General features: G+C 65.8%; 13 protein-coding genes and 1 pseudogene. 12 read left to right on the forward strand and 2 right to left on the reverse strand.

What is annotated here, in order from left to right; all coding sequences use genetic code 11:
- Positions 1-4 precede the first annotated feature (4 nt).
- From EN850_RS25980 to EN850_RS26015, 8 genes are all read left to right on the forward strand, one after another.
- Entirely contained in the window at positions 5-679 is a 675-nt protein-coding gene (locus EN850_RS25980) for a hypothetical protein (RefSeq protein WP_127280026.1), read from the forward strand.
- Positions 680-717: 38 nt separating this feature from the next.
- Positions 718-1,821: a hypothetical protein gene (locus EN850_RS25985; protein ID WP_127870915.1), complete on the forward strand. Its 1,104-nt coding sequence runs from the start codon at positions 718-720 to the stop codon at positions 1,819-1,821.
- Between the two features lie 73 nt (positions 1,822-1,894).
- Positions 1,895-2,728, forward strand: coding sequence for a hypothetical protein (locus tag EN850_RS25990; RefSeq protein ID WP_127280028.1), 834 nt, complete (start codon positions 1,895-1,897; stop codon positions 2,726-2,728).
- Positions 2,725-3,759 (forward strand): DUF4438 domain-containing protein, encoded by a 1,035-nt coding sequence (locus EN850_RS25995; protein ID WP_136092563.1) that lies wholly within the window; start codon positions 2,725-2,727, stop codon positions 3,757-3,759. Before EN850_RS25990 ends, EN850_RS25995 begins: the two co-directional genes overlap by 4 nt.
- A 47-nt stretch (positions 3,760-3,806) precedes the next feature.
- On the forward strand, positions 3,807-4,511 hold the full coding sequence (locus tag EN850_RS26000) for a hypothetical protein (protein WP_136092564.1): 705 nt from the start codon (positions 3,807-3,809) through the stop codon (positions 4,509-4,511).
- Between the two features lie 16 nt (positions 4,512-4,527).
- Positions 4,528-4,878 (forward strand): hypothetical protein, encoded by a 351-nt coding sequence (locus tag EN850_RS26005; protein WP_127281154.1) that lies wholly within the window; start codon positions 4,528-4,530, stop codon positions 4,876-4,878.
- Positions 4,875-5,690, forward strand: a complete 816-nt coding sequence (locus EN850_RS26010) for a serine protease (RefSeq protein WP_136092565.1) — start codon at positions 4,875-4,877, stop codon at positions 5,688-5,690. Before EN850_RS26005 ends, EN850_RS26010 begins: the two co-directional genes overlap by 4 nt.
- Positions 5,691-5,868: 178 nt before the next feature.
- Entirely contained in the window at positions 5,869-6,357 is a 489-nt protein-coding gene (locus EN850_RS26015; protein ID WP_127275917.1) for a helix-turn-helix transcriptional regulator, read from the forward strand.
- A gap of 55 nt (positions 6,358-6,412) precedes the next feature.
- Here EN850_RS26015 and EN850_RS37265 read toward each other — a convergent pair.
- Positions 6,413-6,719: pseudogene (locus EN850_RS37265) on the reverse strand (hypothetical protein); the annotation flags it as partial.
- 73 nt (positions 6,720-6,792) lie between these two features.
- On the opposite strand from EN850_RS37265, the gene EN850_RS26025 reads away from it, so the two are divergent.
- The 4 genes from EN850_RS26025 to EN850_RS26040 are packed head-to-tail and all read left to right on the forward strand — an operon-like array spanning position 6,793 to position 10,500.
- Positions 6,793-7,737, forward strand: coding sequence for a MurR/RpiR family transcriptional regulator (locus EN850_RS26025; protein WP_136092566.1), 945 nt, complete (start codon positions 6,793-6,795; stop codon positions 7,735-7,737).
- Positions 7,734-8,396, forward strand: a complete 663-nt coding sequence (locus tag EN850_RS26030; RefSeq protein ID WP_135932833.1) for an isochorismatase family cysteine hydrolase — start codon at positions 7,734-7,736, stop codon at positions 8,394-8,396. The genes EN850_RS26025 and EN850_RS26030 overlap by 4 nt, the downstream gene beginning before the upstream one ends.
- Positions 8,393-9,715, forward strand: coding sequence for a glutamine synthetase (locus tag EN850_RS26035; protein WP_127275914.1), 1,323 nt, complete (start codon positions 8,393-8,395; stop codon positions 9,713-9,715). Before EN850_RS26030 ends, EN850_RS26035 begins: the two co-directional genes overlap by 4 nt.
- Complete coding sequence (locus tag EN850_RS26040) at positions 9,715-10,500, forward strand: N-formylglutamate amidohydrolase (protein WP_135880956.1); 786 nt, start codon at positions 9,715-9,717, stop codon at positions 10,498-10,500. Before EN850_RS26035 ends, EN850_RS26040 begins: the two co-directional genes overlap by 1 nt.
- Positions 10,501-10,513: 13 nt before the next feature.
- Here the strand turns inward: EN850_RS26040 and EN850_RS26045 are convergent, their stop codons facing one another.
- On the reverse strand, positions 10,514-11,410 hold the full coding sequence (locus EN850_RS26045) for a dihydrodipicolinate synthase family protein (protein WP_189591227.1): 897 nt from the start codon (positions 11,408-11,410) through the stop codon (positions 10,514-10,516).
- Between the last annotated feature and the right edge of the window lie 19 nt (positions 11,411-11,429).

Raw genomic sequence — 11,429 nt, forward strand, 5'->3', positions numbered from 1 at the left:
GACAATGGCTGCGAAAATTCCGTTTCCCTATCATCCGGCCAACAAGTTCCACGCCGGGGTCAAGGCCCGCTTCGAAGTGGAGGCCCAGACGCCGCAATCGATCGACCTGTTGACCAAACAGGTCGATACCGGCAGCCAGGGAACCCAGAAGGCCATCGGCGACGTTGCCAAGGCGATCAGGAGATATCCCGACGGAGACCAGTCGAAGACCTTCGAACGGCTGACCGCCGCGATGGAGACTATCGCCACCGCGCTGCAGAACCAGCCCAAGGGTAGCGAGATCGACAAGAAGCTTGGCGACATCGGCAAGGCGATCGACAGGTTTGACGAAACGGTGCGGTCGTTTGGCCTGCGCGACAAGGACAATGTCACGGCACTCTACGCGGCGGCGGTCGACACGACCGGCGACATCGTTGGCCGCACGAATGCTGGCCAATGGCTCATCCGGGCGGAATTCCCGTCGCTGCAGGCCATCGTCAAGTTTCAGAAGACCAAGCCGCAGGACGAACGGCGCAGCGAGTTCGTCAAGCGCGTGCGCGCTGTCGAGCCCGTCCCACCAGGCCTTCCCGCGACGATCACCGACAGCGAGCTGGCGCGCTTCTTCGATCTGGTGCCGGCCGTGATCAGCGCCATCAATGCCAGTCAGGACACTGGCTCCAGCGAGCCGCCCAAAGCCTGAAACCGTGAGCCGCCAATTCGAGCAACATGAGGTCTGTTATGGCTAGCGAATCCAATGAGGTCATCCAAAGGCTGTTCCAGCGCTTCTTCAGGGACGAGCTGCCCGGATTGTCGCCGGCGGACCGCGCCGCTTTCGAGAGCGAGTTCGAGGGCCGCTACGGCGAACTGCTCGATCGCTCGTCCAGTGCGACGACAACGAGCTTCGCGGATCTGGTGGGCTTCGGCGACGGGCCGCTCAAGCCGTTCGACGCGCTGCAGATGCCGTTGCTGCGCAATGACTTCGATGAATCCATCATTCCGCCGCAGCTGCAGGCCTCGGCAGAACTCTATTACATCTACCAGATGGACCGCATGAAGCTGTTCCAGGTCGTCGATGTGCTGCGCCGGCTATTCCAGAACGGCCAGATCCGCATCCAGCGCGGCCCCGGCGCGCGCGGGCTCTACATCCTCGAGAAGTGGCGGCCGATCCGCTACAAGCGCCGCGACCGGCTGATCGCCTATCGCCGCGTCTTCAACTATGGCCGCGCGCCGGTGCCGTCGGGGGCGATCGTCAACCGCAGCTTCCACTTCATGCTGGTCGCCTTCATGAACGCGATGTCGCAATACTTCCAGGATCTGACCATCGGCCAGGTCATCCGCGGCAGCTCGACCATCAATGACCGGCCGTTCGCGGCGCTCGCCACGGTGCAGCGTGTGGGTACCGACCTGCGCTACCATCTCGACCGTTCAAGCTATGGCAACATCCTGGCGCTGACCCGTGAAACCGGCCAGTACGTGCAGCAAATCTTCGAACTGTTCGACGCGCCCGACATCAAGAAGTCCTTCGACGCCAACACCAAATGGGATGTCATCGAAGCCGTCGCCAACCGGCACTTGGGCGGCGCGGCCGAGATGTCGCAGCGCGCCAAGATGGCGGATGCGGGGCGCAGGACGCTGCAATACATCGCCGAGAACGATTTCCGCACGACGATCACGCCGGCCGAGTTCGACGCCGACGCCAAGAAGATGGGCTCGCAGGCCGACGCGTGGCTCGCCGCCTACCGGCTGACGCGCGAAGGGCGCCGCTTCCCCGGCCTCGATGGCGATCGTGTGCACTGGTCGTACGGGCTCAACCGCAACACCGCCTCGCGCATCGCCGCCTAAACCGTTGCAGCTGTTCAGCATCCGGTGGAGTCGCCGGACAGCTCCAACTCTTTGTTTCTGAAGGGTGTCCGCGATGGACCACCATCTGGCTCTTCCCGGGCGCTTTTCGCCCAAGCCCCCGAACATCGTCATCGATGCGCCGCTGGCGCTGTCGCCGATGGGGCTGCTGGTCACGGTGACGCTGTCGCAATCGGCGCGGGTTTGGCTGCCGCGTGGCTTCTACACCTTGCTCGACAATGACGAGTACTACCGCCACCGGCCGGACCAGATGGGCGGCGGCTGGCTGCATCCCGATGCGCGGGACGCGACGCTCAGGGAATTGGTGCTTGAGCTCGAGCCGTGGCGCCGCGCCTGGCAGAACGGCCGGCTGTCGTCACGCGTGCACTGGGTCGGCGACGCGCAATATGAGAGCGCGCTGCCCGAGCGCGAAGGCACTGCCCTGCTGCCGCGCTTCGAAGGCTGTTGTGCCGCGCTTGAAGCCCGGCTTGGCGACCTCGCCGGCACCGCAGCACCGCTCGACGAATGCGCGCGCGACGTCATTGCCCTGTCGGCCGCGCTGCAGCCCGAGAGCACCTACATCCTGACCATCGCCGGCAGTGCCGGTGCCCGGCCGCCGCTATGCGACTATCTGGAGCGGCTCGCGTTTCCGGCCACACGTCATCCGGGCGCGATCCCGGGTTGGTCTGGTCCGGCCTTCTGGCCCGCCGCCGCCCCGATCGCCGCGAGCGGCCGCAGCGCCGCCATCGTGCAGGTCGTCGCGCCGGTCATCCTGGCGCTGCCGGACGGCTGGAGCGAAACCGACTGGGCGCTGGAGGATCCAGCCGACCATGACGAGACGCCGGACGATCCCTGGCGCAATGCCTGCGCGCTCTGGTACGAGCTGGCACCAGTGGAGGCGGCGGCATGAAACCGGCCCGCCTCCACCCGGTCCACGGCCTGCGCACCAATGCGCGCGACCTGGTGATGATCAGCGTCGCCGGGCAAGTGGCTTCGCCGACAGAGAAGGGAACGCCGTGGCGCATCGGCTACGACGGCAGGCCGCGCTCGCTGCCGGGCACCGGCGGCATCGTGCTCAACCATCGCGTCGGCGACCCTTGCGTCGGGCTCGCCGGCGATCATGTCGAACCGGCGGTGTCGATCCGCAACGAGGCGCGCGCGGCCGGCGGCAGCCCTGATGCCGCCAACCAGGCGCTGCAGAGCTATTCCTGCGTCGGCAATCACGCCATCGTCACGACGGGGCGCGCCGCCGGCGCGCGCGGCGTGGTGACCGGCAAGCATGGCGGCGTCGACACGGTGCTGATCGACTTTCCGCTGCCGGCGATGCGGCAGATGGCGATCGGCGACCGCATCCAGGTCTGGGCCTATGGACTTGGCCTGCGCCTGACCGACTATCCCGACGTTGCGATCTGGAACTGCTCGCCACGGCTGCTCGCGCGCTGGCGGCCGGTGGAGCGCAACGGCAGGATCCACGTCAAGGTCACGCACCGCATTCCCGCCCGCGTCATGGGCTCGGGGCTGGGCCGCAACAATGTGCTGCGCGGCGACTACGACATCCAGATGTCCGATCCGGGCATGGTGCACCGCTACAAGCTCGGCTCGCTGCGTTTCGGCGACATTGTCGGCATCATGGACGCCGACAACCGCTATGGCCGCTCGCGGCTGGGCGGACATGTATCGGTGGGTGTGATCGTGCACTCGGACAGCACCGTGGCGGGTCATGGCCCGGGTGTCGTCTCGCTGCTTTCGGCACCGGCTTCGCTATTGCAGCTTGAGCTCGATCCGAGCGCCAACATCGCCAGCTATCTCGATATCAGGCCGCCACGGCCGGCGCGGCCTTCCTTTCCGCTGCCCACGGTCGAACAGCGGGAAAGAACCGTGGCGCGGCTGCGCCGGCGGGCGACGGCGGCGGACGCAAAAGTGGCGGCCGGTCCGGGGTAGCCCGGCAACGGGCAGGCATTGAACACAACGCAGGAAAGGGAGCCGGCATGTCATATCTCGACGAACAACTCGACGCGCTGGTTGACGAGGCCGCGCAAACAGTCGGCCACCGCCGGCCATGCGGCTGCGCACAATGCCGCCGGCAGCAGGGCTTTCGCGCCGAGGAGGTCAGGCGCCGGCATTTTCCAAGCGGTGGCTGCGGCTGCGGTTGCGGCGGCGACACCTCCTTCGACGAAGCCACCGTGCGGCGGGGACGTGCTCCGCGGCCGGCGCGCGGCCAGACCTCGGCACGGGCTCGGGGTTCGCAACTGCCGGGCTGGCGCGGCTGGACGCCGCCGGTGTCGCTGGCCGCCATCGATGCGGCGCGCACCGCCGCCGGCAGGGGCCAGGCCGTCGATCCATTGCTGCGGCCGTTCCTGGCGCCGGGGCCGCAGGTCTATCGCATCACCCGCGCCGGCATAGACCGCGACCGTCCGCTCAGCATCGGCATGACCAAGGGGACCAATTCGATCGCGCAGAGGATTGTCGAACATTACCGGCAGCCGAGCCGCGCCGACCCCCGGGTCAACACCGCGATCCGCAACCTGCAACCGGGTCAGGTCCTGGTCCAGGCGGCTCGCCTGACCCGCCAGGCGATGCATCCAAGGCGGGCCCGGAACTATGAGGGCTGGCTGCAGGACCGGGAGCGGCCACTGCTCTATGACCCCAACAGCACCACATTCGATGAAGCGGGGCTGATGTACACCAACTGAACCAAGGGAGATCTCCATGCACGGGCAAGTCGCACCTCATGCAAGGTCGGTATGGGCCGACCTCGATGCCATCGTTCTCCAGGAGGTCAAGGCGCTGCGCTCGGTCCCGCCGCGCCCGGCGGAACCACAATTTGGTTCCGACGAGGAGTTCATGGATCGCGCGACGGCCTACCTTGAGGGCCGGGGCGAAGAGGCCCATCTTCTAGTGGACCGCCTGCGCGACATGCTCGGCCCGGCAGCGGACGCGGACATGGCCGCGACCGACGTCCCACGGGAGGTGGCAAGCGGAGGCGGGATCTACGATGTGGCTCCGCCGGATGTCGCGCCGCCGCAAGCCGAGCCACCACAAGCCGAGCAAGACACATGACGCTGTTCTCGCCAGCGCCCTTCGAACTCGACCGTCTGGCCGACGAAGCGGATTATGCGGTGGTCGGGCCGACCGACGGCCGCGCCAGAGTCGCGCACACCAACCGCTTTCCGCACAGCGCGGTCTGCCATATCGAGCGCGACTTCGGCGACGGCAGGCTGACCGGCTGCACCGCTTTCCTGATCTCGCCGACGCGCCTGCTGACCGCCGCACACTGCATCACCAGCCCGATCCGGCAGCGGCTTGGCCTGCCCAACCTTGCCGTGCGCATCCGGGTCACGCCGGGCCGTGCGTCCCGCGACGCGCGCCCCTTCGGCTGGCAATGGGCGAAACGCTGGCACGTCAATCCGCCCTACCGCCGTCGGCCATCCGCGCTGCACGATGTCGGGCTGATCGAACTCGAGCGGCCGTTCTCGCCGGCGCCGGGTTTTTTCCGGCTGTGGTCGCCGAGCCGGCAGGATCTCGACAGGCTCCGGGCCTCGCGTCTGCTGCACATTTCAGGCTATCCGGCCGACAAGCCGGAGGGCACGCAGTGGGAGCATGCCGAGCGTCTCGACCGGATCACCGAGCGGCAGCTTTTCTACAGCGTCGACACCTGTCCGGGACACAGCGGCGCGCCGGTCTGGATCCAGCGCCAGCAGGCCGGCCCGCCGGTCATCATCGCCGTTCACACCGCCGGTCCGCGCCCGCATTTGGGCGGCGCCTGGGGCTGCCGGCCGGGTGTGCCGCTGGCGCCGGCCGGGCTGTTCAACCGCGGTGTCAGGATAACGCCGGACCTGTTGCGCTCTATCAACTCCGGATTCGCACCCTGACCTGAAAATTGATGGCCCCAAATGATTTTGGGAATGCTAATATTCCGGGAAGTGTTATAGTTCGGGCCATCAATGCAGCATTCATACGGGTTGCGCCGTGGTCCGGTGGCGTGGCCGTTTGCTAAGGCGCCAGGGCTTGTGATTGTAATGAGTTTCCTGCCAACTAAGGCGTTCGGTCATGATTGGGCATGCCGAGAACTTGCAGAGGCTTTCGGAGTTCGCCGAAGAACTCTCCGCGTCACGGAATGAGCGGAACACCGATACGGACACATCGAGTTTTGTGGTGAACGGCCATTCGCTGGTCGCCATCCGGCATCTCGAAGATGAGGAGCCTGGCGGCCCGAGCGGCCATGGCGATCAGCGCCCCGTGGGCCGCATCGTATGCGCCGGCACTCACTATCTGATCTATGACGCAGTCTATGTTCCGGCAACCGCCGACACACCGCTCACGGCCGCCGATATACTGACGCGGCGCGAGCTGCAGATCGCGCTGCTGATCGCCGAAGGCAAGCTCGACAAGGAAATCGCACGCCAGCTCGGCATCAGCGGCTACACGGTGCGCGAACACATCAGGCGGATCTTCGCCAAGCTGAATATCGGCCGCCGCTCGGCAATCGCATCTTGCGTGCTGCCCGGATGGACGGATTTTCGCCATGATGTCCGATAGATCGAGGCGCTGCCTGCGACCAGCATGGGTCAGCCGATGCCTTGCCTGAAGGGTCAGCCCTGAGCAGCATGCCGAAGAGTTCGCGCGGCTCGTCGGGGTCGGCCAGCATGTCGAGTTCCTGGTAGAGGCTGGTCGACTTCAGCTGATCCCTGACATAACCCAGCGCCGAAAAGTCCTCTATGGCGAAGCCTACGGAATCGAACAGCGTGATCTGGGCGGCATCGCGCCGGCCCTTGGTCGCCTGATATGACCTGCCACAGGTTATCGGGCACATGCTGCTGGATCTCGCCTTCGATGGGGGTCTGCTGGGGATATTCGACGAAGATGCCGAAGGCCGGCGATCGCTCGATGTCAACATCCCTTCATTGTTGACACTATTTAAAGCATCTGTAATAGTTTTTACAAAATAAGAGACCGTGGATTTCGGGGAGGCCAATGGCGATACGCGATGTTCTGATGCGCGGGGATCTGGCGCTGACGCCGTCGGAGGAAAAGATCGTCCGGCTGCTGTTGACGGACTATCCGACCTCCGGCCTTGGCACCGCCTCGTCGCTCGCGCGGCGCGCCGGCGTCAGCGATCCCACCGTGGTCCGGCTGGTGGTCAAGCTCGGCTATGAGGGGTTTCCGGATTTTCAGGCAAAGCTGCTCGCAGAGGTCGAGGCCAGGCTGCATTCGCCGCTGTTGATGATGGAGACCAAGCGGCAAAGCGGTTCCAGCGACAGCGCGGTGCTCGCCTATCTCGATTCCGTCACCGCGGCCCTGCAGAAAGCCACCGTCGCGACACCGGTCCAGACCTACGAGCGGGCCGCCCGCCTTTTGATGGAGGCCAAGGGCGAGATCGTTCTGGTCGGCGGCCGGTTCAGCCGCCACATCGCCGGCATGCTGGCCGGATATCTCGCGCAGTTCCGCAACGGAGTCCGCGATCTCGGCGTGCTCTCCCCCCAGACATTCGACACGCTGGCCGATCTCGGCCGCCGCGACGTGCTCGTCGTCTTCGACTATCGCCGCTATCAGCTCGACGTGATGGCCTATGCAAGCCAGGCGGCCGCGCTCGATGTGCGCATTCTTCTGTTCACCGACCAATGGCTGTCGCCGATATCAGACCTCGCCGAAGTCACGATCGTCAGCCCACTCGAAGTCGCCTCACCCTATGACACGCTGGCGCCGGCGATCGCACAGATGGAGGCGTTGACCGCCCAGATCGTTTCGACGCTGGGCGATGACGCCCGGGCCCGTATCGAGAGAATCGAGAAAGTGCGGCACGCCAATGCGGTGACGCTCGACAGCGATGCGGAAGGCCAGACGGTTGGCCCCCGAAAAACAGCTGGACCACGCAAGACACCTGGACCCAAAGCAGCAAAGCAGGACGACAAGGCATGACCCAAACCTTATCCAAGCTGGCCCTACCCAAGCGAGACGAAGCCTTCCGTGCCGGCGAGACGGCGCTGCTGCTCGTCGACATGCAGCGCATCTGGCTGGAGCCGGGCGCAGACCCCTCGCATCCGGAGCGCGGCCCAGACCATTATTTCTACCGGCAGACAGCCTTGCAGACGATCCCCAACCAGGAGCGCCTGCTGGCGGCGGCGCGGGCCAATGGCGTCGAGGTGCTGCACACCATCATACAGAGCCTGACCGAAGATGGCCGCGACCGTTCGCTCGACCACAAGCTGACGCCGATCCATGTCGCGCCCGGCCTGCCCGAAGGCCTGCCGGTTGCATCGCTGGCGCCGGTCGGCGACGAGATCATGCTCCCGAAGACCTCGTCCGGCATCTTCAACTCGACCAATGTCGACTACCTCCTGAAAAACCTTGGCATCCGCTACCTCGTCGTGGTCGGCGTGCTGACCGACCAGTGCGTCGACATGACGGTGCGCGACGGAGCCGACCGTGGCTATCTCGTCACCTGCGTGTCGGATGCCTGCGCCACCATCACTCAGCAACGTCACGACATCGCGCTGAAGGCCTTCGGCGGCTATTGCTGGGTCACGGACACCGACACCGTCGTCGACCGCTTCAACGCCCTGGGAAAAACGGCATGACATCGACCGTCGAGCCCCTCGTTGCCGTCGTCACGACAGACCTCTCCGCCATTACGCGGGGCCGCTTCGTTACTGAAGGCAAGTTGCAAAAAACCGCCGCGACCGGTGTCGGCTGGCTGCAGGCCAATCTGTCGATGACGCCGTTCAATTCGATCGTCGATCCCAACCCCTGGGGCTCGTCGGGGGACCTTCGGCTGATCCCCGATCTCAAGGCACGCTTCCGCACCGAACGGACGGGATCGGCGACCCCGTTCGACATGGTGGCCGGCGACATCGTCGAGCTCGACGGCAGCCCGTGGCTCGGCTGCACGCGGACCATGCTCCGGGACGCGCTGGCGGAATTGAAGGCTGCGACCGGCCTTTCCGTCATCGCCGCCTTCGAGCACGAATTCCACATTGCCGATGGCAGCTTCGCGCCGGCGCATTCGATGTCCTTTGCGGCGCTGCGCCGCACCGACCCGTTCGCCCCCAATCTGATGGCGGCGCTGGAGGAGGCAGGCGTCGGCCCCGAAGTCGTCATCGCCGAATTCGGCAATGAACAATTCGAAGTGACGCACGAGCCGGCCGATGCGCTGACGGCAGCCGATCGCGCCGTCGCCATCCGCGAAATCACGCGCGAAGTGGCGCGCAATGCCGGCTGGCGCGCGAGCTTCGCGCCCAAGATCGCCCCCAATGCCGTCGGCAACGGCGTGCACATTCATTTCAGCTTCGTCGACGAAGACGGCAAGCCGGCGACTTACGATGCGGCGCGGCCCGGCGGCCTCTCCGCCAAGGCCGGCGCCTTCTGTGCCGGCGTGCTGCGCCATCTGCCTGGGATGACCGCCATGACGGCGTCGAGCGTATCATCCTTCTATCGCCTCAAGCCGCACAGCTGGAGTTCGTCCTACACCTGGCTCGCCGACCGTGACCGCGAGGCGTCGCTGCGCATTTGCCCCACGGTGACGATCGGCGGACGCGATCCGGCACGGCAGTACAATGTCGAGTACCGGGCGGCCGACGCCACCGGCAATCCTTATTTGTCGCTGGCCGCGATCATCCGCGCCGGGCTGGAAGGGCTGAAGGCGGATCTTCCTTCGCCGCCGCTGGTCACCGGCGACCCGACGCTGATGAGCGAGGCGGAACGGGCAAAGCTCGGCCTGGTGCGGCTGCCCGAAACCTTGCCGGCGGCGCTGGACGCGCTTCTGGCCGACAAGACCGTCACGGGATGGTTCGCCCCGATCTTCATCGAGACCTTCGTCGGGCTGAAGCAGCATGAAGCCGAGCGCCTGGCCGGCCTCGATCCGGCCGCCATCTGCGATCTCTACCGGACGCTCTATTGATGACCGCACGGAGTGAAAGGAACACGCCCGCTCAAGGAGACTGGCCCGACGCCGTCGAGGTTCTCAACGAGCACGGCCGCTGCGACATCGTGCTGCTGTGCGAGCATGCGTCCAACCACATGCCGGCCGAATATCGGCAGCTGGGGCTCGATGCCAGCCACCTGCGGCGCCACATCGCCTGGGACATCGGCGCCGCGGAGGTGACGCGCCTGTTGTCGGCGCGGCTCGATGCGCCGGCCTTCCTCAGCGGCTATTCCCGGCTGCTGATCGACCTCAACCGGCCGCTGGACAGCCCGGGCAGCATCCCCCTGCTGTCGGAGGACACCGACATTCCCGGCAATGCCGGTATCGACGCGGCGGAACGGGACCGACGCGCCAAGATCATGTTTTCGCCGTTCCATGACCGGGTGACCGCACATCTCGACCGACGGGCGGCCGAGGGCAGGCCGACGCGAATCGTGACGATCCATTCCTTCACGCCGGTCTTCCTTGGCGTCGCAAGACCATGGCATGCGGGCGTGCTGCATGACCATGCCGCCGATCTCGCCGCAGCGATCCTTTCGGGCCTGCGCGCCGACGCGTCGCTCAACGTCGCGGCCAACGTGCCCTATGTGATCAGCCGCGACGCCGACTACGCCGTGCCCATCCATGGCGATGATCGCGGCATCCCTGCTGTCCTCATCGAGATAAGGCAGGACCTGCTGTCGACACGGTCCGGCATCGAGGAATGGGCGGACCGGCTGGCGGCGGCGCTGCCCGCCCGCGAGACGGAGACAACTTCGTGAAGAATCTCGCGGCTCACGCCAGCCACTCCTTGATCGCCGGGCGAGCGAGAACGGCACGCATGCGGTCCTCGGCGTCGGCGACAGCCAGTGTCATCGGGGCACGGGTCGGACCGCAATCGACGCCGATGACGCGGAACGCCGCCTTCATGCCCGGCAGCACACCGGTTTCCAGCAGTGCCTCGACGAAATCCTGCGACACCATCTGCAGCGCCTTCGCCTGGCGCAGATCGCCGCCGCGAACGGCCTGATCAATCGCCACGTAGAGCCTGCCGAGCAGATTGTAGGTAGTTCCGATACCACCCTCGGTGCCGAGCATGCCGGCGGCGGCATAGATCTCATCGAAGCCGTAGTAGAACAGCTTCTGCGGCTGCCGCTTGCGCAGCAGGGAATATTTGAACAGGTCGGTGGAGGTGAACTTGATGCCGACGACATTGCTGAGATCGAGCAGCCGGACCAGCAGGGGAAGCGGCAGAGGCCGGCCGGTGCGCAAGGGGATTTCGTAGACGATAAGCGGCAGGTCGGTCGCCGCCGCCAGCGCCTGGTAGTAGCCGAAGACTTCTTCGTCGGAGAACGGGTAGGAATGCGGCGGCAACGCCGACAGCGCGTGATAGCCGAGCTTGCGCGCCTTGCGCGCCAGACGGATGGAATCACGCAGGTTCGGCATGCCGACATGGGCGATCAGCTTGACGCCACTTGAGACCGCGCCGGCGAAGACCACCTCTTGCTGCGCCAACAATTCGTCCACCGTCAGCAGGCCGGATTCGCCGCTGCTGCCACCGACATAGAGGCCTGCCAGACCCTGGCGCAGCACATAGTCGTTGATGTCGCGCTGCCGTTGCGGATCGAACTCGCCGGCATCGCTCAGTCCGGTCATCAGGGCGGCATACATACCCGCCAATTGCTTGGTCATTGGGATCCTCGGTTTTCCA

Source organism: Mesorhizobium sp. M8A.F.Ca.ET.207.01.1.1, from assembly GCF_004794715.1.
Taxonomy (GTDB): Bacteria; Pseudomonadota; Alphaproteobacteria; order Rhizobiales; family Rhizobiaceae; genus Mesorhizobium.

Excerpts from the sequence above, each read along its gene's own strand:
- EN850_RS25995 (WP_136092563.1), top strand. The coding sequence starts at position 2,725 with ATGAAACCGGCCCGCCTCCACCCGGTCCACGGCCTGCGCACCAATGCG.
- EN850_RS26035 (WP_127275914.1), top strand. The coding sequence starts at position 8,393 with ATGACATCGACCGTCGAGCCCCTCGTTGCCGTCGTCACGACAGACCTC.
- EN850_RS26040 (WP_135880956.1), top strand. The coding sequence starts at position 9,715 with ATGACCGCACGGAGTGAAAGGAACACGCCCGCTCAAGGAGACTGGCCC.
- EN850_RS26045 (WP_189591227.1), bottom strand. The coding sequence starts at position 11,410 with ATGACCAAGCAATTGGCGGGTATGTATGCCGCCCTGATGACCGGACTG.
- EN850_RS26015 (WP_127275917.1), top strand. The coding sequence starts at position 5,869 with ATGATTGGGCATGCCGAGAACTTGCAGAGGCTTTCGGAGTTCGCCGAA.
- EN850_RS26030 (WP_135932833.1), top strand. The coding sequence starts at position 7,734 with ATGACCCAAACCTTATCCAAGCTGGCCCTACCCAAGCGAGACGAAGCC.
- EN850_RS26000 (WP_136092564.1), top strand. The coding sequence starts at position 3,807 with ATGTCATATCTCGACGAACAACTCGACGCGCTGGTTGACGAGGCCGCG.
- EN850_RS26005 (WP_127281154.1), top strand. The coding sequence starts at position 4,528 with ATGCACGGGCAAGTCGCACCTCATGCAAGGTCGGTATGGGCCGACCTC.
- EN850_RS25990 (WP_127280028.1), top strand. The coding sequence starts at position 1,895 with ATGGACCACCATCTGGCTCTTCCCGGGCGCTTTTCGCCCAAGCCCCCG.
- EN850_RS26025 (WP_136092566.1), top strand. The coding sequence starts at position 6,793 with ATGGCGATACGCGATGTTCTGATGCGCGGGGATCTGGCGCTGACGCCG.
- EN850_RS25980 (WP_127280026.1), top strand. The coding sequence starts at position 5 with ATGGCTGCGAAAATTCCGTTTCCCTATCATCCGGCCAACAAGTTCCAC.
- EN850_RS25985 (WP_127870915.1), top strand. The coding sequence starts at position 718 with ATGGCTAGCGAATCCAATGAGGTCATCCAAAGGCTGTTCCAGCGCTTC.
- EN850_RS26010 (WP_136092565.1), top strand. The coding sequence starts at position 4,875 with ATGACGCTGTTCTCGCCAGCGCCCTTCGAACTCGACCGTCTGGCCGAC.